This window comes from Flavobacterium anhuiense (genome assembly GCF_050990855.1).
Taxonomy (GTDB): domain Bacteria; phylum Bacteroidota; class Bacteroidia; order Flavobacteriales; family Flavobacteriaceae; genus Flavobacterium; species Flavobacterium anhuiense_C.
Genome location: NZ_CP158861.1, coordinates 3,321,391 through 3,346,152, shown reverse-complemented (window position 1 = coordinate 3,346,152; position 24,762 = coordinate 3,321,391). Strand labels below are relative to the sequence as shown.

The following is a 24,762-nucleotide window of genomic DNA, read 5'->3' as shown; positions in this document are numbered from 1 at the left end:
AGATTAACCAAAATAAATTGGCTATGATTAAAAATATAAAAAAGGTTTTCACGATAATAAGCATACTTTCTGTATATGCCGCCACTGCACAACAAGATCCGCAGTATACTCAATATATGTATAATACACTTACCGTCAATTCAGCTTATGCAGGTTCCCTTGGACACTTGGCCATAACGGGAATATACCGCACGCAGTGGGTTGGCCTAGAAGGTGCACCAGATACACAGAGTTTTTCATTAGATACACCAATCGCTAAAAATCTAGGTTTAGGAATCTCTATAATTAACGACGAAATCGGACCTTCTGAAGAACAATATTTAGATGCCAATTTCTCCTATACCATTCAATCGGGTCAAACGCACAAACTCTCTTTTGGAATAAAAGGCGGTGGACGCGTTATCAATATCGATTGGTCTAAAGGAAGTTTTAAAGATCCTGATGTGCAATTTCGCGAAAACATCAACAATAAATTTCTGCCTGTTGTGGGAGCTGGACTTTATTGGCATGGAGAAAGAGATTACATCGGGATTTCGATCCCTAATTTCATGACAAAAGAACGTTATACTTACGATGATATCAGCGAGAATCTTGTCAATCAAAGGATTCACTTGTACCTTATTGGTGGAATTGTTTTTGACCTTTCGGCTCATACCAAATTTAAACCCGCAGTTTTAGTCAAATACGTTGCTGGCGCTCCTTTAATTGGAGATATTTCAGCCAATTTCATGTTCAATAATGCTTTAACTCTTGGAGTTTCGTATCGTACTTCAGATTCTGTCAGCGCATTGGCAGGAATACAAATTTCGCCAATGCTAATGGTAGGTTACGCATATGATTACACCACTACAGAACTGCAGAACTACAATAGCGGAACGCATGAAATTATGCTTCGTTTTGAGCTGGTTTCCCGCAAAAAAGGACTTAAATCACCAAGATTCTTTTAATACAATAGTCTATGAAAAGAACAATTACTATACTCGTATTATTGGTTATTCAGACGATTTACTCGCAAACCAAAAACAAAACAGCCGATGCTCTTTTCGACAAAATGTATTATGTCGAGGCGGCAAAAATGTATGAACTTTCAATAAAAAATGGCGACCCTTCTAGAGAAATGCTGCAGCGTCTCGGCGATTCTTATTATTTCAATACCCAAATGGAAGATGCTAGCAAATGGTATGGAAAACTAGTAGCCGATTATCCTAATGAAGTCCCATCAGAATATTTGTTTCGATATGCGCAGTCTTTACAGGGAATTCAGAATTATGAATTAGCTAAAAAATGGATGAAAAGCTTTGCTTCAAAACAAAAAGCAACCGACCTAAGAGCTCAGAATTTTTCACTTAAAAACATAACGCTAGAAGACATTGAAAACATAAAACCATCTTTTGAGCTGGAAAATCTAGAAATTAACACCGCGTATTCTGATTTTGGTCCAATGTTTTACAAAGGCGATCTGGTTTATTCCACCACTTCTGATTCTTCATATTTCAAAACCGACAAATACGGTTGGAATGATCAGCCTTATTTGAGCATGCAACTAGGAAAAATTAACGAAACAGGATCTAATGTTTCTTCTAAGCAACGATTTGCGAAAGAAATCTCAACCAGCTTTCATGAAGCCTGTATTGCCTTTTCGCCCGACGAGAAAACCATTTATTTTACCCGAAACAATTACAATGGCAAACTCAAAAGAGATAGCAAAGGCATTAATAATTTAAAAATATATACTGCAACAGCTGTAGAAAACGGAAATGGAACTGTACAATGGAAAGATGTTAAAGAAGTGCCATTTAACAGCGATAATTATTCCGTTGGGCACCCTTCAGTGAGCAAAGACGGCAAAAAGCTTTATTTCGTTTCGGATATGCCAGGAACTATTGGTTCCAATGATATTTTTGTGGTTGATATTCTAGGCGAAAACCAATATTCGAACCCTAAAAATTTGGGCGAAAAGATCAATACTACGGGACGCGAAATGTTTCCCTTTATAACTGATCAAGCACTTTATTTTGCTTCTGACGGATTCTTAGGTCTTGGCGGATTAGATGTTTTTGAAAGCAGAATAAGTGATGGTGCTTTTGGCGAACCCGCCAACCTCGGCGCTCCATTAAACAGCAATATGGATGATTTTGCCTTTATCGTAAACGAAAAAACCAACAGAGGTTTTGTAAGCTCGAATAGAAAAACAGGAAAAGGCGACGATGATATTTATTCTTTTGAACGTACCTGTAACCAATCGATAAACGGTTATGTTTTTGATGCTATTTCTAATAATAAAATTGCAGGCGCTGTAGTAGCTCTTAAAAATCAAAATGGCGAAAAAATAGCAGAAACTGTCTCGCAAGTTGATGGAAAATATGAATTTGCTAAAACTTTAAACTGCAATACTTCTTATAAAGTCGAAGTTACTAAAGACAATTACAACACTAACAGCAAATCAATTATAACGCCTAATAGCTCCGGAAGAACAGAAGTTCCTGTGGGGCTGGATCCAGCTTTGATTGCCCGCGAAAATGGCGTTTTAAAAATCAAAATTGGAATTATTTTCTTTGATTTGGACAAATCCGACATTCGCTATGATGCTGCAATAGAATTAAATAAAGTCGTTCTCTTAATGCACCAGTACAACACCGTTGTAATTAAAATCGAATCACATACCGACTCTAGAGCAGACGACCAATACAACTTAGAACTCTCTGACCGAAGAGCCAAAGCAACCAGAGATTATCTCATTTCTCAAGGCGTCGCTCCAGAACGAATCGAAAGCGCGATTGGTTATGGAGAAACGCAATTAATAAACAATTGCTCCAACGGAGTTCCCTGCACAGAAGCCCAACATCAAATCAATCGCCGAAGCGAATTCATCATCACCAAAATGTAAAATAAAAAAGCGTCCAGAACAATCTAGGACGCTTTTCTTTTTATCTATAATCTCAGTAAGTCTTGCACAAAATCTTGCTTCTTTCATCTTACATTACGCAAAAAGTCTTTCATCTTTCTTCTTGCTTCTTTCTTCTTGCTTCTTTCTTCTTGCTTCTTTCTTCTTGCTTCTTTTTTCTCGCTTCTTTTTTCTCGCTTCTTTCTTCTTTCTCCTAATTTATCACTGAAGCTTCACACAAAGCCATTCCCCTTTCATAATCAATCTATCTTCATCAAAAGCTTCCCCAGATTGTTTGATTATTTTCTCGCTTGTACGAATGTTTTTTACGACAAATTTAACCAGTTTATTAAATTCTACACCTCCAAAAAACTCGACATTATCCAAACTTACCAAGCCAAAAACGCCATCTGCAATACCTAAAAGCTTTATTCCTGCACCTCCACATTGTGCCATCGCTTCGATCAAAATAGTTCCTGGAACAAAATTAAAATCTGGAAAACTTCCTTGAAGCCAAGCATCTTTATCTGTAAATGTCTTTAAACCAATGATTGTATCTGTGGTATAAGAGATAATTTCATCGACAAAAAGAAAGGGTGCGCGATGCGGAATTAAGTCTTCTATTTTTTTAGTCATAATTCTGTAATTTGCACCAATGTACGAATCTGATGCGAAATAACCAACGTTTTAAATTATATCTCTGTTAATAGTTGTCAAACTTTCTTATTTAAAAAATTCTTTTTCAACAGCTTCCTGAATATCTTCTTTAATAAATTCCCAAATGTATATTCTTAATTTATAGTCAAAGTTTGATTTTTAATTGCCTCCAGCTTTAGCTGGAGGTACCGTAGATGCAGAAAAAGGCTTTAGCCAAAACTTATGCATTTGGCTAAAGCCTTTTTTAGACTTATTTGTTTTTCCTTCAGCTAAAGCTGAAGGCAATTCATTTTTATTAGCACAGAGAGTACCAAAGCATCTCTTTTTCCACTTTCAACTCTAAAATCAATACGTTTTAGTCTTGCAGCAAGATAAAACTCTTAGCATCTGCTTTGATTTTATTTCCTTCAAAATCAATATCAATAATTCCAGCTTTTCGCGGCGAAACATTGTTATTGTCATAATGCGTGTGTAGTACATATTTCATTTTTCCTTTTTTATCATAAAAAACATCGCCATGTCCTACTCCATTGATTCCAACATCCTTACGGCTTATTATAGGACTCTCAGCAGCTTTTTCCCAAGGTCCAAGCGGACTTTTAGCTGTTGCATAACCTACCGCATAATCCGGATTTCTAAAATCGTTTGCCGAATAAATCATGTAATATAAACCGTCGTGTTTTAAAACCGTTGGCCCTTCTGTAACAGGCCAAGGCACATTTTGCGTATTTTCCCAAGGAAGAACGCCAGAAATGCATTCTTTCAATGTTTCCTCTTTAATGCCAGAAAGATCATCTTTCAGCTCCGCAACAAAAATTCTGTTCCCTTCAGTCAAACGCACGTAATAAAGGTATTTTTTGCCATTCTGATCAACAAAAACAAACGGATCGATCTGTTTACCCAAATTAAACATTGGAGTCTTAGAATCGTTTTTAAATGGCCCTAACGGACTATCACTTGTTGCAATGGCGATATTCTCATCGGCAGTGTAAATGATTTGGTATTTACCATTAAACTTAAAAATCTGAGGCGCCCAAAAACCTTTCGTTCCAAAAGCATCTCCTTTTTTTAAAGCCAAACCATTTTGTGCTCCAACTGGACCTTTCCATTTTTTTAAATCAGTCGAAGTGTAGACTTGAAAGCCTTCTCCGTTAGTAAAATTTCCGGTTGTTGTGCCGTACAAATAATAAACTCCGTTTTCCGAAAAAATCGTTGGATCGGCAAGCATAATTGGTTTGCCTTCTGAAGCCGTTTTTTGAGCTTCTTTTTGAGGCTGAGCACAGCAAATTGCTATTAAAAACAAACTTAGAAGGCTACAATATTTCTTAATTTTCATTATTAAACTTTTTATTTAATCAAATATTATTTTATCACTAAAAATCAAATAGTTAAAAATACAGTATAGACAAACTCTATAGCTAAAATTTAGATTTTTTTAAGTAAAAACATCTAAATTTTAGCTATCAAAAAATGCTTTTCGATTTCAATTTTAAAACACTTTTCTATCGTTAAATTCCATCTCGTTTTAAATCATTTTGAAACCGAAAACTTATACAATGAAACCGTATGATACTTCTCTCCCGCTTTTAAGGTTATTTGTGGAAATTTTGGCTGATTTGGAGCATCTGGAAAGTGTTGTGTTTCTAATGCGAAAGCTGTTCTAAAATCATCCTTAACACCTGATTTAAAGGTGTTTTTGCTTTGCATAAAATTTCCACTATAAAACTGTAGTCCAGGTTCTTCGGTATAAATATCTAAAGCAATACCTGAAACATCTCCTTTTATAGTTGCTGCATGAACAAAACTGTCTTTTTTATCGGTATTCAGCACATAATTATGGTCGTAACCTTTCCCAAATTTCAACTGTTCGTCTTTCGTTTCGATTCTTTCTCCAATGGTGTGTTTTGAAGTGAAATCGAATGGTGTATTTTTAACCGATTTTAATTCTCCAGTCGGAATTAAACCTTCATCAACTGGTGTAAATTTGTCTCCGTAAATCTGTAATTCATGGTTCAAAATCGTTCCGCTTCCTTCTCCATTCAAATTGAAAAAAGCATGATTCGTTAGATTTACAATTGTCGTTTTATCAGTTGTCGCTTCGTATTCCATTTTCACTGTTTGATCTTCGGCAAGCGTATAAGTGACTTTTACATTGAGCTTTCCGGGAAAACCTTGTTCGCCATCTGGAGAAGTATAAGTAAAAACCAAAGTCTTAGAGTCTGGTTTTTCAACATTCCAAACTACGTCTTGAAAACCTTTTACACCGCCATGCAAAGCATTCTTCCCATTGTTCAACGGAATCGTATATTGCTGTCCTTCAAGCGTAAACCTGCCTAACGCAACTCTGTTGCCAACTCTTCCGATTGTCGCTCCAAAGTAAGGTTCTGTCGAATTTTTAAAGCCTTTTACACTGTTCATTCCGACCACAACATCGGTCTGTTTTCCGTTTTTATCGGCTACCCATAAACCTACTAATCGCCCGCCATAATTGGTAAAAGCAGCTTTTATGCCTTTATTTTCAATCCAATACAAACTGACTTTTTTGCCATCGATTATTGTATTGAAATTTTTAGCCTCTAAATTCGTTTTCAGGGAATCTGATAGAATTTCAGCACTTTCTTTTGAAACTGCATTGTCTTTTTTGCTGTCTTTACAATTGAATTGAAAAAGTACAAGCAACAAAACTGCAGTAATTTGAAGATTTTTCATTTTTTATGTCATTACGAGGAACGAAGCAATCTATCCTCTGATTAATTAATTTGAAGGAATTGCCAATTGAGTTCCCTCGCTTACCGGCTCTCCCAAAACTGGAAATCCGTTAGCATCCCAATTGATTTTCTGCATTCTCGGAGATCTTTTATTGCCACAACCCTCTCCTGGATTTGAATTGGCATGGTATAAAATCCAATCTTCTTTTCCATCAGGCGATTTAAAAAAAGAATTATGCCCTGGAGCGTACACTTTATTTTTCTCTGATTGCTTGAAAATCGGTTGTGGAGTTTTCTCCCAAGCCGAAGCATCTAGCAGATTATCTCCGCCTTTAAACTTCAATAATCCTAAAGCATAGAAATCAGTCCAACAGCCGCTGGCAGAAAAAACAATGAAGATTTTACCATTTCTTTCCAAAAACTGAGGCCCCTCATTCACATTGACTTGCGGCGGATTTACCTCATCATGCAATGCTCCATGCGTTTCCCAAGCGTGTGTTGGTGCAGAAATCATCACACGATCTCCGTCAATTTCTAGCGGATTTTTCATTTTGGCAATGTAAATGTTCTGCTGTCCGTTGGTATCACCTTCCCAACCGGCCCAAATCATGTACAATTGCTTCTTGTATTCAAAAACATTTCCGTCAATCGCCCATTTGTCTGTTTTAGCAGCAATTTTGCCTTTAAACTCAAAATTTCCCTTAAACGGATCTGAAGATTTATTTTCTAAAACATACATGCGGTGATTGTTGTTATCCCCATTGTCTGCCGCAAAATAACAGTACCATTTTCCGTTGATGATATGAAACTCAGGCGCCCAGATTTCAGCTGAATAGTTAGTATTCTTTGGTGGAGTCCAAATGACTTTGCTTTCTGCATTTTTAATATCAGAAAGATCTTTTGTTTTCCATAAAGTCAATTTATTGCCCAACGTATTGGTGTAGTAATAATAGCCTTTGTAATACGTACTGTAAGGATCTGCTCCCGATGGCAGGATTGGATTGGTGAAGGTTTTCTGCTGTGCAAAACTTAGAGTTGTAAACAGCAGAAGGATTAGGTGTTTTTTCATTTTATTGTTTTTTGGGCAAGTTTTTAAATTTCCTCTCGCAGATTTGGCAGATTTAGCTGATAAAAAAATCTGCATGATTTGCTAAATCTGCGAGAGAAAAAAAAACTTATTTCTGATTCAAGGCATTAATAACCTCAGTATTTATCTTGTGTACCGCTTTAAAATCCATTTTATCTACTTTTCTGTCGTACGTCATAAAACCGTTTACTTCGCCTTCAACATCTGTTGTCTGAGTATAGACCGCAGCCGAGAATCCCGTTTTAACGTATTTTCGAAGCATTTCCGCGTACTTTTTGTATTCGGCGGTAACTTCTGCCTCGTTTTTAAATTTGATGTAACCCCAGTTGTCATTTGCTCTCCACAAATGGCCTTCGAGTGGCAAACCAATTCCCCCATATTCTCCTAAAACCGTAACTCGTCTCGCGTCGTACAAATACATTTCTGGCCCTGGGTAATTATGCAAGTCTAAAATATCTCCTGTTTGGAAGTGATTTCCACCGCTTGCAGAGTTTGTCAAACGGCTCGGATCGTGGCTTTTTGTCCATTCTGTGATTTCTACGGTTTTGAATTGTCCCCAAGCTTCATTAAACGGAACCCAAACGACAATACTTGGATAGGAATACAAATGATCCATGATCTCTCTCCATTCTTTTCTGTAGATTTCTTCTGATTTTGGCGAACGCTGTAATTCCGTTCCTTCAAAGTATTTTCTATTTTGCCAAATCGGCTGATCGTCTCCGCTTGGCATATCTTGCCAAACCAAAATTCCCATTTGATCACAATACGTGTACCAACGCTCTGGCTCGACTTTTACATGCTTACGAATCATATTGAAACCTAATTCTTTCGTTTTAACGATATCGTATTTCAAAGCTTCATCGGTTGGTGCGGTGTACAATCCGTCTGGCCACCAGCCTTGATCTAAAGGTCCAAATTGGAAATAATCTTTGTTATTCAGCTGCATTCTCATAATGCCGTTTTCATCTCTTTTGGATGAAATTTTACGCATAGCGAAATAACTTTTCACCTCATCAACGACTTTATTTTTGCTGATTAAGCGAATTTTCGTCTGATACAAAAACGGATTTTCTGGCGACCATAATTTTGGCGCATTCAAAACAATATTATTGCTTTCGCCTACAACTGCCTTTTGTTTCGCAATTTCTTTTCCGTTATCTAAAACTGAAATTTCTATTACATCTCCAATTTCCGCTCCTTTTACGTCTGCTTGCATGCTAATAGTGCTATGATCGACATTTGGCGTTGTATGCAATGACATAATATTTTTAGCATTTACAGGTTCGATCCAAACGGTTTGCCAGATTCCTGTAACGGGAGTATACCAAATTCCTTCTGGATTTTTGACTTGTTTTCCTCTTGGCTGTGGCCCGTCATTTGACGGATCCCAAACTTTTACAACCAATTTCTGATTTCCTCCTTTTTTGATAAATGGTGTAATATCAAACGAAAATGGCGTATATCCGCCCGTATGCGAACCGACTTTTACATCGTTAATAAAAACTTCTGTTTTCCAATCGACAGCGCCAAAATGCAACAGAATGTTTTTGCCATTCCAACCCGATTCTATAGAAAAATTGGTTTCGTACCAAAGTTCATTTTTAGCACCTACTTCTTTCATTACGCCAGACAAACTAGATTCTGCCGCAAACGGAACTAAAATTTGCCCATCGTATTTTGCAGGCGCAGTTTTTCCGAATTCCTGAATACTATAACTCCATAAACCATTTAGATTTTTCCATTGTCCGCGCTCCATAATCGGACGCGGATATTCTGGCAAAGGCTTCTTCGGATCGACTTGCTCTGCCCATTTGGTTTTGATTTTATCGCCTTGCGGTTTCCATTGCCCGTTTGCTGCAAAGACAGAAAACAGGGCTAAAAAAAGGATGCTTTTTCTTTTCATGCTGTATATTTTTAGACATAATGAATGCCATGATGTTTTTCTAAATCAAAAATGAATTACCGGGCTCATCTCCACATAAGCCCGATAATTACTGAACTAAACTAACTTAACTAACCATTTTTTTGAATTATGAATTATGAGTTATAAATTATAAGTTAATTGCTGTATGTTATTTTTTACTGCAAAAAACACTCATAACTCATAATTCATAACTTATAACTTCTTCGTAAGTCCAAATTTCTTAACCAAACTGTCGTATTCTTTTTTAGAGATTGTAATCATACAGCCGTGGCGTACTTTTTCTGGGAGACTGTATTTGTCCCAATCGGAGAAGAAAGTGTAACCTGAGGCTTGAAACCAAGGTCCGTTTAGGTTATCTGCGATTGATAATCCGTACGAAACTCCTGGATATTGTTCGTAATACATGTACCATATTTTGTCGTCTGGAGAAGGAATTAGCATTGGGGCTTCTCTAAAGTTTGGACTGATAGATTGCTGGGGCAAAGAATAAGGTCCTAAAAGGGATTTTGATTTGGCAATTCGGATGGTTTTTCCTGTTGTCCAATACAAAGTTGGGTAGGTTTCGTCTTTAATTACGGCGTAGTAGGAATCGCCGACTTTACGAATAAAAACATCAATGGTTCCCATATCCCAATCGAATAAACGTTTTGGCGTTCCTTCGAAATTTTTCAAATCTTTAGACAAAACATACAACGTTCTTTGGCTTGCCCAATAGCGTTCGCCATCTTCTTTTGTTCCTTCCAAATGTGGTGTATGCCAAGTCATGATGAACTTTTGAGAAGGTTCATCATAATACAATTTTGGAGCGCCAATTCGCTGTAAAGCGTTTGAATAATCTGGCGTACTTTTCAAATCTGGCGTATAATCGGAATGTTTTTTCCAAGTAATCAAATCATCCGAAACCCAGATATTAATGCTTTTAGCATCATCTCCAGTATTTCCTGCGATGTAATATTTTCCGTCTGGTCCTTTGCAGATATCAGGATGTCCTTTATACTCTTCAAAAACTCGTTTTCCGTTGTTTAGATTTTCCCAATGAAGTCCGTCCAAACTAACCGAATAATACAATCTTCCGTAATCGTTGTGCGTCATGTGCGCAAAAAGATAGGCTTCGTTTTTAGGTTTTTCGTTTCCCTTTACCTGTCCAGGAGGATTGGGCTGCTGTGCATTCGCAGAAAAACCTACTAAAATTGTTGCTAGAAAAAATAAGTTCTTTAATGTTTTCATAAGCTCTTTTTTTTAAATGTGCCAATTAGTCAATTTGATAATTAGATAATTTTTAAAAATGCTTTAATTGACTAATTTTCTAAATTGTCCCATTTTCTCATTATCTAATTATCAAATTGACACATTATCTAATTCTTCTTATTCGCCTCAGCTGTCATCTTTTTGATTAAATCCGTTTCAGCTTTGATGTATGGCGTTCCATCTGTATGCAATACTTCGTGAAACCACACTTTTGGCTCTGCTGTGTAGGTTTTAGTCCAGCTATCCCAAGCGTATTTGGTTTGTGTTTTTCCGTCCACAAATCCCCAGTTGATCATACCAACATTGTACTTTCTGGCAATTGGAAGAAATCCTTCAAAAGTGCTTCCGTTTGGTCTTGCCATATATTCTGTACATAACAATGGTTTTCCGTAGCGTTGTAATTGTTTGATTACTTTCTCGAAATCCTGTGGTGTATTGTAATTGTGGAAAGAAACTATATCAGATTGTTCGATTTGCATTTTGTGCATAGGTTTCATTTTAGCCTCGTCGCTCCAATCTCCTACCCAAACCCCAGAAGTCAATGGCTGTGACGGATTGCTTTCTCTTGCCCAAACAAAAATGTCTTTTAAAAGAGGCAGAACTAAATCGGCTTTGTTTTTAATTTCTACTTTTTCATAAGATGGTCCCGTCATGTTATCTGGCTCATTCCAGAGATCCCAACCCAAAATACGCTTGTCATCTTTAAATTTCGCTACGGTTTCTTTTACGTATTTTTCCAAACGAGGATATTGTGTTTTATCCTGAAGTGCTTTTTGTCCTGGTGCTTGAACCCATCCAGAATTATGTGTATGCGGTTTTGGAGCACGTTGTTTTCCTAAAGCAGGAAACGGATCCCAGCAAGAATCAAACAAAACAAAAAGCGTTTTGATGTGGTGTTTGTCTGCAATTCCTAAAAAAGTGTCCATTCTTTTGTAAAGACCTTCAGCATCTTGCTGGTGCAACAAATCGTGCAGATAAACGCGCATTACATTCATGCCTAAACCTTCCGCCCAACCCAATTCCTGATCAATTCTTTTTGGATCAAAAGTAGCTGACTGCCACATCTCTAACTGATTTATAGCTGTGCTAGGAGAATAATTCGCCCCAACTAACCAAGGCTGTTCTGCGTACCATTTATTAGCCTGATCTTTTGTCCAGATTTCTCTTTTTTCTACAGAGGCGGTTTCGCTTTTCTTTTCTTCAGGATTACTTTTTTTATTGTTGCAGCTAAGCAATACGAGTCCTGCTAACATAAATGTCAGACACAATTTTACTTTCTTCATTTCAATTTTTATTTTTTGAACAATCGTTCTTTATGATAAGGGAACCAAACTTATGAGTCTGATTCCCTCAAAAAAATCAGTTTTAGCTCATTGGATGAAATTATTTTTAACACATAGAAACATAGCTTCTCTTTGCGCTTAAAGGCGTTTCACTTAGAATAATAAACATAGAGCTATGTGTTAAAGCTTGCTTTTTCTATAATCTTAAGCAGAAACAGTAAAAAACTATCCCGAAGTGTCGGGACTATGTGTTAAAAATTAAATTTTACTCAATTTCACCCCATGATCATTTTAATATCCAGAGTTCTGCTCTAGATTTGGATTATTATCTACATCACTTTGCGGAATTGGCATTCTATGATTTTTACCAACTGTGAAGTTTTTAAAATCAGAATCACGAAGCGCAATCTTGTCGACAGAAGCTTGAGAATTTAAGTCTCCCCAACGTTTCAAATCTTCCCAACGAACACTTTCTCCACATAATTCTAAAACTCTTTCCATTTTCAAACGTTCTAAAAACTTGTCGTGATCGTTTCCAATTTCAGGATGTACTGTTGCCAATGCATTCATGTTGGCACGAGTTCTTACCATATCTACATACTGATACGCTTCAGCTGTATTTCCTAATTCGTTTAAAACTTCTGCGTAGCGTAATAAAATATCCGCATAACGAACCAATCTGTAGTTTACTTGGCTGTAGTAATCTTCATTATTTCTGTAATAATCACGGCTTCCTTTTCTAAACCAAGCTTCATTATTGTTCCATTCCCAGTCTCTACCATAGGTTTTGTCTCCAAAATCAGCTAATAATTGAGGGTAGAATAAAGTCCATCTCAACCTTTCGTCTAGTTTTCCGTTTTTATTGTTTTCTTGTTTAAAAGCATCAACTAACCAAATACGTGCTTGTCCGTCTGACCATCCAATTCCTCTTGGTGCAAAAAATTGAGAGCGGTTGCTAGAAACTGCTGCATTCTGCGCTTCATCTGTTCCTCCTTTTCTTTGATCTCCAAACTGAATTTCAAAAACAGATTCTGCATTGTTTTCATTCACATCTGTAAAATTATCTCTATAATTGGCAACCAAACTATACTTCGCTCCTGCTCCAGAAATTAAAAATTCTAAAGCCGTTTTTGCTTCTGTCCATTTGTGCTGTTGCATATACACTTTCGCAAGAAAAGCTTTTGCAGCACCTTTATCTGGTCTTCCTAATTGATCAGCTGCCCAATCTCTTGGCAAATCTTCAAAAGCTTCGTTCAAATCTTTTTCAACTTGAGTCCAGATTTCATCTACCTTTTTCTGCTGTGGCAAATCTGCTGGTGTAGACGGATCTAAAACCAACGGAACATCTTCCCAAATTACAGCCGCATAATAGTAATGTAATGCTCTGAAGAATTTAGCTTGAGCAATGATTTTCTTTTTATCATCTTCATTCTGAAAAGTAATATCTGGAACATTAGCCAAAACCTGATTACATCTGAAAATCGCTTTGTAAGTGTCTCTCCAGGTTACGGCATTTCCTTCCCAAAAATTATAGTTGATGTAATTAAATCTTGTCCAATCGGCCAATTCTGTCCACGGACTCACGCTATAACCTTCATCCGAAGTCAGGTCTAAACGAAAATACATCCATCTTGCCCACAATCCGTCTTTATAAAACATGGCATAAATCGAGTTTACACCCGCTTGCGCATCACTCTCCGTTTTCCAGTATTGGTCTACTGTTATATCATTGGGGCTGTTCAAGTCCAATTCGTTCTCACAAGCTATAAAAACAAGACCTAGAAAAGCTGCTGTTATAATTATTATTTTTTTCATTACGCTGTTTTTTTAATTAAAAGCTAAATTCTACACCCAAAGAATAAGTCTTAAGATTTGGGAATGCACCATTATCTACACCTCTTTCAAAAATATTACTGTTTGTAAACTCTGGATCCAACCCTTGGTATTTAGTAATAGTAATAATGTTCTGTGCAGATAAGGTTAATCTTGCTCTCGAAATGCCAGAACCTTGCAACACATTTTGAGGAAAACTATATCCGAATCCGATGTATTTCAATCTGATGAAATTGCCGCTTTCTAAGAAACGGTCTGTGTCTCCTCTTGAATTTAAAGTTGAACCTTTTGTAACTCTAGGAAAATCAGTATTTGGATTTTCTGGTGTCCAAGGCTGTATGCCTCTTCTGTAGTTACTGTTGTCATCAAAACGATCTACAACACTTCTAAATCCGTCATATACCATTGCTCCGTTTGAAGCGATCCAGTTCATAGAAAAATCAAAACCTTTGTAATCAGCTCCAGCGTTGAAACCCATTTCAAATTCTGGCCACGGACTTCCTACAACAGCTTTATCTTCGTTTGTAATTTGTCCGTCTCCGTTATTGTCTTTAAAACGAATATCTCCCGGAACCGCATTTGGCATAATCACTTTTCCGTTAGCGTTTTTATAGTTGTCTATTTCCTGCTGATTTTGGAATAAGCCATCTGTCTCCAAAACATACCACATGCCTACTGGCATACCCGCTCTCGTAACTGTATTTCCAGAGTAATTTTCATTTTGTCCGTTACCTAAAGAAACCAGTTTGTTATTGATTTTGGTAAAGTTGACAGAAGCATTAAATGAGAAATCGTTGATTTTTTTACTGTACGCCAATTCTAACTCAAAACCTTTATTTTCTACCGTTGCAGCATTTGAAATTGGGTTTCCTCCGTCGTTTCCTGTAGTTAATAAAATTGGGAAACCAAACAATACATCTTCTGTACGAGCAATGAAATAATCAGCCGTTAAGCGTAAATCGTTGTTTAAAACCCCTAAATCCAATCCTATATTCGTTTGTTTTAATTTTTCCCAACGCAATTCTGCGTTTGATAATTTTACTTGAGCAGCAGAAGGATATAACGTTTGGTCTTTTCCTAAAACAATCTGCCCAAAATTGTTTACGAAACTTTTGTATTCATAATTTCCGATGTTTCCAGAACCTAATTCTCCGTAACTTGCTCTTAATTTTAAGTCTTTAATGAATTCTGATTTAAAGAAAGATTCGTTGTTAATTCTCCATCCTACAGAAACAGAAGGGAAATTGCCCCATTTGTTTGCATCACTAAATTTTGAAGATCCGTCACGTCTTAAAACAGCATTAAATAAATAACGGTTATCATAATTGTACTCTAACCTTCCTAAATACGATGTTAAAGCTGCTTCGTTTATGAAACCTCCCACAACTGGTGAATCTCCTTGATTTAAAACCTCATAATATTCTCCTGTTCCAGAATTCATCGGAAGATTTCTCTTTGTACCGTAAATTTGGTCGTAATTGTCTTTTTGGTAGGTTTGTCCGACTAAAAGCGTGATGTCATGTTTTCCAAATTCTTTTTTAAAAGTCAGCGTGTTTTCAAACAATAAAGTTTCTGATCTTCCTTTATTTTGGTCAGTTTGAGAAGGATCTTGCGGTTGGTTTAATGTCCAGCTTCCTTTTTTTCTCATGTATTTATATGAATCGAAACTTGTTTCATACCCGAAATTGAAACGGTATTTCAACCAAGGAACAAATTTCAATTCTGACCAAATATTTCCTCTAATTCTAAAGTTTTGATTGGTTACGTTAGAAAAATCAGCCAAAGCCAAAGGATTTGTACCAAAAGTATCGGCAACTCCTTGTTTTCCGTAACCGTATCCTCCTGGATTAGAAGCGTCGTAAAGCGGAATGGTTGGCGTCATTCTGTATACATCAATAATTGGATTTCCAGACATTTCATCTGTTTTAGAATTACTGATCGCTAAGTTTTCTCCAATACTAAAAATTCCTTTTGTACCGCTAGAATTCACACGGAATGAAATTCTGTCAAAATCGGTTCCAACAACCGTTCCTTCATTTCCAAAATAATTTCCAGACATAAAAAATGACGAATTTTCATTTCCTCCAGAAAAACTAGCATTATAATCCTGAATCATTCCTGTTCTAAAAACCGCATCTTGCCAATCGGTATCAACTGCCATATTCAGGTTTTGTCTCTGAAACCCAGCATTGTCATACGCCATATTATTATATTTGGCGAACTCTTCCGTTCCCATCAAATCGTAGCGAGGCATAACGGTGAAACTGCTTTTTGCTGAAACTTCAACTTGAAGCGGCCCTTTTTTACCTTTTTTTGTTGTAATAATGATTACACCATTTGCAGCTCTAGAACCGTAGATTGCTGCCGCAGAAGCGTCTTTTAAAACCTGAATCGATTCGATATCATTCGGATTAAAATCTCTGTTTGCAGAAGTCACTAAACCGTCGATTACGTATAAAGGGTTTGTATTTTGAAGATTTTTAAGACCACGAATCTCCACATTCGCTTCTTGTCCAGGGCGCCCGCCACCGCGAACTTTAACTCCGGTAACTAAACCTTGAAGTCCGTCTGCTACTGTGGTTACTTGTCTTTTCTGAATTTCATCAGGTTTAACTAAAGCAACGGCACCTGTAAGGTCTTTTTTCTGTTGCGATCCATAACCTACAACCACTATCTCGTCTAGTTTCATAGCATCTTCTGCCATGATAACATTTAGAGAAGTTTTGTTATTGATTGCCATTTCTACTGTTTTATAGCCTTGCGAACTAAAAACTAAGGTTTGGTTTCCTCCGGCTGCAATTTTATAGCTCCCGTCAAAATCGGTAACGGCACCATTTTGGGTTCCTTTTATCAAAACATTCGCAAAAGGAATGGCTTGTCCGTCTGCGGTAGTCACCTTTCCCGTCACAGTGATCTGTTGGGCAAAAGCGGACTGCAGTAATAAACTAAAGAAAACCAAGAGGTAATATCTCTTCGTTAAAAAGTGAGTAAACTTTGTTTTCATTGATTTTTGCATTTTAGATAGTTTTATTTCTTTTTGTGGTTTGGTTTAATGAAATATTGAATTATTTAATCATCCGGAATACGGACAAAAAAAGAACTAATATTCCTTTCTCTTAATAAAGTGTTCATTTTGTTTCAAAATTAGTAATGGTTGATTTTTTCAAACTTTATTTTATTGATAGTATATTTTAAACCTTAAAATTTTATCAATATCATTTATTTGATTTTTCAAAGTAGGCGCTTTTTATTCAAAATAAAATGCTTCATTTGTGTCAATATCTCTCTCAAATGATTCAAATTGTACTAAAAACAGCCCGTTTTCATTCAGCTGCAACATTTTGTAGAATATTGAGACGATTTGCAGAAAATTAGATTTTAGCTTAAAAAACAGGACCATGCGTAAATTCTTTCTTTTTTTATGTTGCAGCATTTTTTCGATACATTTTTCGAATGCGCAAGACTATTATTTTAAACATTTTCAGGTTGAAGAAGGACTTTCAAACAATACCGTTTTAACCTCAATACAAGATAATGACGGCTTTATGTGGTTTGGAACCAAAGATGGCTTAAACCGTTTTGATGGCTATCGTTTTAAAACGTATAGAAGTAATGGAGATCCAATTCATAGTTTAGGAAGCAATTATATTCAGTCACTTCATGAACATAATGGCACCATTTGGGTCGGAACCGATAAAGGTTTGTATCATTATGATAAAAAACTGGATCGTTTTACCATTTTGAACGAAGCTATAAACGATCGTATCAACGACATCAATCACGACCAAAAAGACAACATTTGGTTTGTTTCGGGCAACATTTTGTATAAGTATGCACCAAAAAAGCAGCAAACAACCACTTTTAATCCGAACAAATATTTCATTACAACTTCAATTACGAAAGATTATAAAGGCGAAATCTGGGCTTCTTCTTTAAACAAAATCTATCATTATTCTGAAGAAAACCTTTCTTTTGAAAATATTCCGTTAAATCCACCAGCCAATAAAGCTAATTTTAGAATCACGGTGATTTACGCCGTAGATCAGCAGAATATTGTAATTGGTACACAAGACAACGGCGTACTCCTATATAATAGAAAAGATAAAACGACAAGTGAACTGAAATTTGGCATTAAAGAGCCTGTTTTTGTCCGCCAGTTCAGAAAAAAAGGAAACGACGAACTTTGGATTGCGAGCGAATCTGGTGTTTATGTTTATAATTTGAGAACTAAAACGGCCGTAAACCTTAAAAAGAATTACAACGATCCGTATGCAATTTCAGACAATGCGGCCTACTCGATTACGATTGACAAAGAAAACGGAATTTGGATTGGAACTTATTTTGGCGGTATCAATTACCATCAGAAGCAATATACACAGTTTAAAAAGTATTTTCCACAGAACAATCAAAACTCTATTAGCGGAAGTGCAGTTAGAGAAATTCACAAAGACGATCAAGGCGATTTATGGATTGGAACAGAAGATGCGGGCGTAAATCGTTTTAATCCAAAAACGCAACAATTTACTTCTTACAATGTTTCGTATTACAATATTCATGCTTTGATGCCTAGAAAAGATAAAATATGGGTTGGAACTTTTGAGCATGGTTTGGATGTTTTGGATCGAAATTCGGGCAGAGTTCTCAAACATTATAGCGCCAATGACGGCAGAAGCGGACTGCACAGCAACTTTATTTTTTCTTTTTACGAAATGAAAAATGGCGACTTGATTGTCGTTACAACATCAGGGCTTTATCGCTATAATGAACAAGCAGATAATTTTGAAATCCTGAAATTCTTTCCTGAAACCTATCATTATACGAATGTGAAAGAAGACTCAGACGGGAATCTCTGGGCAGGAAGTTACCGCGACGGATTGCTGTTTTATAATCCGAAAACGAAGAAAAAAGAGGTTTTTACCTATGATTATAAAAATCCGAAAGGCATTACGAATAATACCATAAACACCATTTTTGAAGATTCTTCTAAAAACTTATGGGTTGCAACAGAAAACGGTTTAAATCTGGTCAACAGACAAAATCACACTTTTACCAAATTCACAACCAAAAACGGAATGCCGAGCAATGTTTTCTATTCAATTTTAGAAGATGATGCTAAAAATCTGTGGCTAACGACTTCTAAAGGTTTGGTGAAATTTGGCCCAGATCATAAGACCATTAAGATTTTCACCACAGCAAACGGATTGCTAAGCGATCAATTCAATTACAATTCGGCTTTTAAAGATGCAAACGGCGATATGTATTTTGGAAATTTGAACGGAATGATCAGTTTTAATCCGAAGCATTTTAGCAAAAACAAATACACGCCTTTTATTTACATTACCAATCTTCAGATTAACAATAAAGATATCGAGGTAAATAGCCCCGACTCGCCTATTACGCAATCTATTTCTTTTTTAGACGAATTGGAATTGAACAATAATCAATCTTCTTTCAATCTCGAATTTGCGTCTTTAAATTACACCGCGCCAGAATTGACTGAATATTGGTTTCAGTTGGAAAATGTAAACAACGATTGGGTTTATTTGGGAAGAAACAACAAAGTTTTCTTTACCGAACTGGCTCCTGGTGATTATGTTTTTAAAGTAAAATCCTTAAATAGTTTTGGGGTTTGGAGCAAAGAAGTAAAACTGAAAATTAGAATTCTTCCGCCGTGGTATGCAAGCATTTATGCTTATTTGCTGTATTTCGCATTGATTTGCGCTGGGTTTTACTACGTAATTCGTTATTCTCAAAATTTGACTCAGATTAAGAATAACCGCAAAATCAAGCATTTAAATGACGAAAAAGAGAAAGAAATCTATCAGGCTAAAATTGACTTCTTTACCAATGTAGCGCATGAAATTAGAACGCCTTTGACTTTGATTAAAGGTCCGCTGGAAAAACTTTTAGGAATGAAATACGAATCGGAAGAAGTGCCTCAGCATCTTTCGATTATGAAGAAAAATACTTCCCGTTTATTGAAACTAGTAAACGAATTGCTTGATTTCAGAAAATCGGAAATTGGCGGATTAAAACTGACTTTCGTCGAAGCGAATATTTCTTCGATGGTTCGAAATTTCCATTTGAGATTCAGCCAATTGATTGAAGAACGTGAACTTGAATTTGACTTGGAATTGGGTGAAAAAGACATTCATGCTTTTGTCGATAAAGAAGCTTTCAAGAAGATTCTGAGCAATTTGATTAATAATGCGATTAAATATTCAAACAAAAAAGTCTCTATTTCTCTTTTTAGAGATGAAAAGAAACTGACTTTGATTGTAAAAAATGACGGAAATGTGATTCCTATTCATTTAAAAGACAAGATTTTTGAACCGTTTTTTAGAGTTGATGACAGCAGCACGGCTTCTGGAACAGGAATTGGACTTTCGCTGGCGCATTCATTGGCGCAATTGCATAACGGAAGTTTAGATTTAGTTGAAGATCCAAATTACAACATTTTCGAATTGGTTTTTCCGTTGCATCAGGAAGAAGAATTTATGCTTTACGCTGATTCTGAAAAAGAACAGACAGAAAAAGAAACGCCAAAAGAACCAATTGAAATTAAAAACGAAAAAGCACAGATTTTGGTTGTAGAAGATAATGAAGATCTTTTGAGTTTTATCACAACAGAATTGGCTTCAACTTACGCTATTTTAAAAGCAGAAAATGGCGAAGAAGCATTAAAAATTATTCATAATGAAAATATTCAACTCGTAATTTCTGATGTAACAATGCCAATTATGGACGGAATTACAATGTGCAAAAAGATTAAAACAAATCTCGAAACGAGTCATATTCCGGTTATTTTATTGACCGCTAAAAGCTCTTTAAAATCACAAATCGACGGACTTGAAGTGGGTGCAGATGCTTATGTTGCAAAACCTTTTTCTATGGATTATTTAAAAGTTCAAGCCAATAATTTGATCGAAAACCGAAGACAAATCATGAATTATTATGCGAGTTCTCCGCTTTCGCACATTAAAAGCATTGCACACAATAAAACAGACGAAAAGTTCTTGAAAAAACTAGATGACGAAATCCTTAAAAACATTACAGATCAGGATTTAAGCGTAGAGTCTCTTGCCGAAATCATGAATATGAGCCGTTCGACTTTATACAGAAAAATTAAAGACATTACGAATTTGAGCCCAAACGAGTTAATAAATATCGTACGCCTCAAAAGAGCAGCCGAATTGTTATTGAATGAAAACTATAAAATGTACGAAATCGCAGAAATGGTAGGTTATAAATCGCAAACAAGTTTTGGGAGAAATTTCCAAAAACATTTTAATATGTCGCCGACAGATTACATCAACACAAACCGCTAATTAATTAGTCAATGTGTCAATTAGATAATAAATCAATTAGAAAATGTGCCAATTAGATAATTAGTCAATTCCTTTCATTATCTAATTATCTAATTGGCACATTTTCTAATTGACTCATTGGCACATTATCGAATTCCCAGCAATTGATAGAGTTCGTCTTTTTTATTTAAAGCCGCAGAAATAGTTTTTCCATCAATCAATTCAACTACATTTCCGTTTAAGCTTCTGACTGCTTCTAGATTCAGAATAAAAGAACGCTGAACGCGAAAGAACATTGGAAGTTTCAGCACTTCTTCCATGGATTTTAAAGTTCCGAGAGTGGTGTACGAAGCACCATTGATTACAAATTTCAAATAATCGCCTTGCGCTTCAACATATAGAATTTCATTCAGCAGAATCTTAATCAATTTTCCTTCCGATTTTATAAAAATTCGATCGGAATTGATTTGATGAACCGAAGTTGTTTTCTTTAACGAAAGATATTCTTTCGCGCGATTTACCGCTTTAAGGAAACGATCAAAACGGACGGGTTTTAAAAGATAATCTGCTGCGCCAGTGTCAAAACCTTCCAAAGCAAAATTGCGATGTGCTGTAATGAAAATAATAACTGGAGCGTTGGTAAGCGATTGCGCCAATTCTAAGCCATTGAATTTGGGCATTTCAATGTCGCTGAAAACAATGTCAACTTCATTTTCTTGCAGAAATAACAAGGCTTTAGACGCTTCTCCAAACGAAGCTTGCAAATCCAAAAACGGAATTTCGGCAATAAAAGATTCTATAATATCTCTTGCAATTGGTTCGTCGTCAACGACTATGCATTTTAGCTTTTCCATTATTTTCTTAAAACTATTTTTAAATCGACTTTAAACGAATTCTCCAGTCTTTTAATTTCTAATTCATATTGATCAGGATACAGCAATTCTAAGCGTTTGCGGGCGTTTTCTACTCCTATTCCGCTAAAACTAGAATCGTTTATTGCTTCTTCATAATCGTTTTCTAAACTAAACCAAAAAGTATTATTTTCACTTTTAATATCTAGTTTTATAAAGGCATTTTTGCTTTTTAAACCATATTTGAAAGCATTTTCTATGAAAGTAAAAGTCAAAAGCGGTGCAACAAAAAGTCCAGCGGTTTGTCCTTCAATCGTAACTTGAATGTTGGTTTCATCAGCATAACGCATTTTCTCTAAAGCGATATAATTTTTGATGAAATCCAATTCTTTCTCCAAACGAACAATTTCAGTATTCGATTCGTACAAAGTATAACTCATAATATCCGAAAGATTCAGGATTAATTCTGGAGCGAGATTGTCTTTTCGAACCGTCAATCCGTAAAGATTATTCAAAGTATTAAACAAAAAATGCGGATTCAACTGCGCTTTCAAAAAGTCTTTTTCAATTTGAATATTCTGAATTTCTAAAGCTGTTTTTTCTCTTTCAATCTGGAATTTCTTGTTGTACAATTTCGTAATTTCTACCAAGATTTTAGCAAAACAAAAAGGCGAAAGCAAAGAAATAATGATAATGGTCTGCGAAAGCATTCGTTTTGGAGAAACGGCTTCTAAAAACGTTTGTTCTGCACTCATTTTAATGACACCTTTTAATTCTCCAAAAGTAACTTCAAGACCTAAATTGTAATAAATCAATGAAATAAAATACGTTGCAGCCATCCAAACGAAAATGGAAATTGGAAAAAGCAATAATAACAATATTATAATTCTAGTTTTACTTCCTGAAAATATCTTTGGCAAAAAAAGATAAAACAGCATATAAAACACAATTATATTGACTAAAGACATTCTTATCGTCAACAAAACGGCATCAAAATAAACTAATTTATAACCAATTACATAACTTGCAAACAGTAAAAGAGAGAAACTTAACCACATGAAAATGTGCAATAAAACTCGATTTCTTTTGGTAAAGAATTGATCAAAATTTAGCGAAGCAATTTTATCTAAAAAATATCCCGAAGTTGATGCGGTATTTGGCATATAACTGAATTGTAAAGCAGTTTCAAATATAACTTTAATTTGGCAGGTTTTATAAAATTCTAATAACCGCATTGATCAAATTAATCGTGTTGTGCCCCAAAATAGAATAAATTAAATTTCCAGAAAATTTTCTCAAAAGACCAACACTAAATGAAGAGATTACCGTAAGATACACCATTGTCATAATATCAAATTTGAGATGCAAATCTTGATCTAAAACCGCGCCGTGAGAAACTCCAAAAAGAACTGTTACAATCACAAATGCCCAACCAAATTTGACTCCACGATAGTTCCATGTTGGTGTAAAAGCTTTTTCTAAAAGCCATAAAGAGATTCCTCTAAAGAGGATTTCTTCTGTTAATCCAGGCATTGTGGCTTGAAAGAGAAAGGTTTCTAAATCGAAGTTTCCTCCTTTTGGAAATAAAATCAATTTGAAGATAATATCGAAGAAAGTAAATCCGAAGAAAACCAATAATCCGAATTTTAGATTGCTTTTGGAATTGGTTTTAGAAGTAAATCCGATTTTAATTCTTTCTTCTTTTGAAACAGAAAATATGATAATCAATCCTAAAATTAAACTCAAGATTTTTCCCGCCCAATTGAATTTTAGATCTAAATCGATCCATTGTTTTCCTGAAGCCTGCAAAAATACATCGGCAAGAAAATATAAAATGAAAAATCCTAAATACTTCAGATTAGATTTTTCTGATTTGAAATGAGCAATAACAATTAGCGGAGAAATTAATAAGATCCAAAGAAGTGGCGTAAATAGTGACATAATTTTGATTTTTAAGGTTTTAATTTGAATCAAAAGTATAGGCATCACTTAAAATTTTCAAGCCAAGTCGGCAGAATGCAAACTTTCCTCCGTGAAAACGTGATTTTATCCGATAAGATAATTCGGCAATGTGCCAATTAGATAATGTGCCAATTAGATAATGTGCCAATTAGATAATGTGTCAATTAGATAATGAGGGCAATTGACTAATTATCTAATTGACACATTATCTAATTAATTCGGATCGTATAGCATTGCGGTACACAAACAGTTTTTACGTTCTTTGCTTAATAAAATAGGGCAATTGATACAGCTTTTGCAGTTTTCCCAAAACTCTTCGTCTTTTGGCAATTCAGAATACGTAACAGGCTCAAAACCGAGTTCGTGATTCATTTTCATAACGGCAAGACCTGTCGTAAGACTAAAAACGAGTGCTTTTGGATATTTTTTACGGCCAAGTTCGAAAATCTTTTTTTTAATTTTTTTGGCCAGTCCTGTGTGTCTAAACTCAGGTGCGACAATTAATCCAGAATTCGAAACGTATTTTCTGCTTTCCCACGAAGATATAAACGCAAAACCCGCCCATTTTCCATCAGGTGCAAATGCGATAACGGCTTCGCCCTCTTTTATCTTTTTTGCTAGCAATTCTGGAGGTCTGCCCGAGATTCCTGTTCCGCGGGCTTTGGCAGATAATAAGGTTTCTTCGCAGATTTGATTGAGATAAAGAATATGTTCCTCTTTTGTTTCTTCGATAATGAAATCAAAAGATTCAACAGCTTGTTTATTTAAAGAAAAAGCAGCTGCATCATATTTATACGCTAAGGTTTTCATGATCTGCTTAAGCTATTTTAGCAATCATCATTATAGTAATAAAAAGAACTACTGTAAATACCATTAGGTTCACGAATCGATCTTTGTTTCGTCTTGATTTACTTGAAGAATAGTTTTTTGTAATTTGTCTGCTTCTGCTTTTATTTGTTTTCATGTCTTTGAATGTTTTTATTAAAATTGGCTTCGATAAAATAACCTCTCTCATTAA

16 protein-coding genes are annotated in these 24,762 nt (G+C 35.6%); 3 read left to right on the top strand and 13 right to left on the bottom strand.

The features are described 5' to 3' along the window. The first annotated feature begins 23 nt into the window (after positions 1-23). Together ABTV69_RS14890 and ABTV69_RS14885 are read left to right on the top strand one after the other, a co-directional pair. Positions 24-947 carry a PorP/SprF family type IX secretion system membrane protein gene (locus ABTV69_RS14890; RefSeq protein WP_433830068.1) on the top strand — a complete coding sequence of 308 codons (924 nt, stop codon included), beginning with the start codon at positions 24-26 and terminating at the stop codon, positions 945-947. A gap of 11 nt (positions 948-958) precedes the next feature. After that, complete coding sequence (locus tag ABTV69_RS14885) at positions 959-2,887, top strand: OmpA family protein (RefSeq protein WP_433830066.1); 1,929 nt, start codon at positions 959-961, stop codon at positions 2,885-2,887. Between the two features lie 219 nt (positions 2,888-3,106). On the opposite strand, the gene ABTV69_RS14880 is transcribed toward ABTV69_RS14885, so the two are convergent. From ABTV69_RS14880 to ABTV69_RS14840, 9 genes are all read right to left on the bottom strand, one after another. Continuing rightward, on the bottom strand, positions 3,107-3,520 hold the full coding sequence (locus ABTV69_RS14880; protein ID WP_433830065.1) for a 3-hydroxyacyl-ACP dehydratase FabZ family protein: 414 nt from the start codon (positions 3,518-3,520) through the stop codon (positions 3,107-3,109). Positions 3,521-3,896: 376 nt separating this feature from the next. Then, on the bottom strand, positions 3,897-4,877 hold the full coding sequence (locus ABTV69_RS14875; RefSeq protein ID WP_433830063.1) for a glycoside hydrolase family 43 protein: 981 nt from the start codon (positions 4,875-4,877) through the stop codon (positions 3,897-3,899). 194 nt (positions 4,878-5,071) lie between these two features. Then, positions 5,072-6,250, bottom strand: a complete 1,179-nt coding sequence (locus ABTV69_RS14870) for an aldose epimerase family protein (protein ID WP_433830061.1) — start codon at positions 6,248-6,250, stop codon at positions 5,072-5,074. 45 nt (positions 6,251-6,295) lie between these two features. Next, the gene (locus ABTV69_RS14865) at positions 6,296-7,318 is read right to left on the bottom strand and encodes a glycoside hydrolase family 43 protein (protein WP_433830060.1); all 1,023 of its coding nucleotides are present in this window, start codon (positions 7,316-7,318) and stop codon (positions 6,296-6,298) included. Positions 7,319-7,424: 106 nt separating this feature from the next. Continuing rightward, positions 7,425-9,239: a glycoside hydrolase family 2 protein gene (locus tag ABTV69_RS14860; RefSeq protein ID WP_433830059.1), complete on the bottom strand. Its 1,815-nt coding sequence runs from the start codon at positions 9,237-9,239 to the stop codon at positions 7,425-7,427. A 213-nt stretch (positions 9,240-9,452) separates the two neighbouring features. Then, entirely contained in the window at positions 9,453-10,487 is a 1,035-nt protein-coding gene (locus ABTV69_RS14855) for a glycoside hydrolase family 43 protein (protein ID WP_433830057.1), read from the bottom strand. 128 nt (positions 10,488-10,615) lie between these two features. Next, entirely contained in the window at positions 10,616-11,791 is a 1,176-nt protein-coding gene (locus tag ABTV69_RS14850; RefSeq protein WP_433830055.1) for a cellulase family glycosylhydrolase, read from the bottom strand. Between the two features lie 291 nt (positions 11,792-12,082). Continuing rightward, entirely contained in the window at positions 12,083-13,606 is a 1,524-nt protein-coding gene (locus ABTV69_RS14845) for a RagB/SusD family nutrient uptake outer membrane protein (protein ID WP_433830053.1), read from the bottom strand. A 16-nt stretch (positions 13,607-13,622) separates the two neighbouring features. Continuing rightward, a complete protein-coding gene (locus ABTV69_RS14840) occupies positions 13,623-16,628 on the bottom strand; it encodes a SusC/RagA family TonB-linked outer membrane protein (protein WP_433830051.1) in 3,006 nt (1,001 codons plus the stop codon). Positions 16,629-17,022: 394 nt separating this feature from the next. Between ABTV69_RS14840 and ABTV69_RS14835 the strand changes: the two genes are divergently transcribed. Then, a complete protein-coding gene (locus ABTV69_RS14835; protein ID WP_433830049.1) occupies positions 17,023-20,952 on the top strand; it encodes a hybrid sensor histidine kinase/response regulator transcription factor in 3,930 nt (1,309 codons plus the stop codon). A gap of 125 nt (positions 20,953-21,077) precedes the next feature. Here ABTV69_RS14835 and ABTV69_RS14830 read toward each other — a convergent pair whose 3' ends face one another. The 4 genes from ABTV69_RS14830 to ABTV69_RS14815 all read right to left on the bottom strand — a co-directional run bounded on the left by ABTV69_RS14830 (position 21,078) and on the right by ABTV69_RS14815 (position 24,554). Continuing rightward, the gene (locus ABTV69_RS14830) at positions 21,078-21,785 is read right to left on the bottom strand and encodes a LytR/AlgR family response regulator transcription factor (protein WP_433830047.1); all 708 of its coding nucleotides are present in this window, start codon (positions 21,783-21,785) and stop codon (positions 21,078-21,080) included. Then, a complete protein-coding gene (locus ABTV69_RS14825; protein WP_433830045.1) occupies positions 21,785-22,945 on the bottom strand; it encodes a sensor histidine kinase in 1,161 nt (386 codons plus the stop codon). Before ABTV69_RS14825 ends, ABTV69_RS14830 begins: the two co-directional genes overlap by 1 nt. Positions 22,946-22,994: 49 nt before the next feature. Further along, the gene (locus ABTV69_RS14820; protein WP_433830043.1) at positions 22,995-23,723 is read right to left on the bottom strand and encodes a CPBP family glutamic-type intramembrane protease; all 729 of its coding nucleotides are present in this window, start codon (positions 23,721-23,723) and stop codon (positions 22,995-22,997) included. A gap of 234 nt (positions 23,724-23,957) precedes the next feature. Next, positions 23,958-24,554 carry a GNAT family N-acetyltransferase gene (locus ABTV69_RS14815; protein WP_433830041.1) on the bottom strand — a complete coding sequence of 199 codons (597 nt, stop codon included), beginning with the start codon at positions 24,552-24,554 and terminating at the stop codon, positions 23,958-23,960. Between the last annotated feature and the right edge of the window lie 208 nt (positions 24,555-24,762).

Bases quoted from the DNA above. Each gene is read 5' to 3' on its own strand.
- ABTV69_RS14890 (WP_433830068.1), top strand. From the start codon at position 24: ATGATTAAAAATATAAAAAAGGTTTTCACGATAATAAGCATACTTTCT.
- ABTV69_RS14865 (WP_433830060.1), bottom strand. From the start codon at position 7,318: ATGAAAAAACACCTAATCCTTCTGCTGTTTACAACTCTAAGTTTTGCA.
- ABTV69_RS14845 (WP_433830053.1), bottom strand. From the start codon at position 13,606: ATGAAAAAAATAATAATTATAACAGCAGCTTTTCTAGGTCTTGTTTTT.
- ABTV69_RS14855 (WP_433830057.1), bottom strand. From the start codon at position 10,487: ATGAAAACATTAAAGAACTTATTTTTTCTAGCAACAATTTTAGTAGGT.
- ABTV69_RS14825 (WP_433830045.1), bottom strand. From the start codon at position 22,945: ATGCCAAATACCGCATCAACTTCGGGATATTTTTTAGATAAAATTGCT.
- ABTV69_RS14830 (WP_433830047.1), bottom strand. From the start codon at position 21,785: ATGGAAAAGCTAAAATGCATAGTCGTTGACGACGAACCAATTGCAAGA.
- ABTV69_RS14860 (WP_433830059.1), bottom strand. From the start codon at position 9,239: ATGAAAAGAAAAAGCATCCTTTTTTTAGCCCTGTTTTCTGTCTTTGCA.
- ABTV69_RS14840 (WP_433830051.1), bottom strand. From the start codon at position 16,628: ATGAAAACAAAGTTTACTCACTTTTTAACGAAGAGATATTACCTCTTG.
- ABTV69_RS14885 (WP_433830066.1), top strand. From the start codon at position 959: ATGAAAAGAACAATTACTATACTCGTATTATTGGTTATTCAGACGATT.
- ABTV69_RS14880 (WP_433830065.1), bottom strand. From the start codon at position 3,520: ATGACTAAAAAAATAGAAGACTTAATTCCGCATCGCGCACCCTTTCTT.
- ABTV69_RS14820 (WP_433830043.1), bottom strand. From the start codon at position 23,723: ATGTCACTATTTACGCCACTTCTTTGGATCTTATTAATTTCTCCGCTA.
- ABTV69_RS14875 (WP_433830063.1), bottom strand. From the start codon at position 4,877: ATGAAAATTAAGAAATATTGTAGCCTTCTAAGTTTGTTTTTAATAGCA.
- ABTV69_RS14815 (WP_433830041.1), bottom strand. From the start codon at position 24,554: ATGAAAACCTTAGCGTATAAATATGATGCAGCTGCTTTTTCTTTAAAT.
- ABTV69_RS14850 (WP_433830055.1), bottom strand. From the start codon at position 11,791: ATGAAGAAAGTAAAATTGTGTCTGACATTTATGTTAGCAGGACTCGTA.
- ABTV69_RS14835 (WP_433830049.1), top strand. From the start codon at position 17,023: ATGCGTAAATTCTTTCTTTTTTTATGTTGCAGCATTTTTTCGATACAT.
- ABTV69_RS14870 (WP_433830061.1), bottom strand. From the start codon at position 6,250: ATGAAAAATCTTCAAATTACTGCAGTTTTGTTGCTTGTACTTTTTCAA.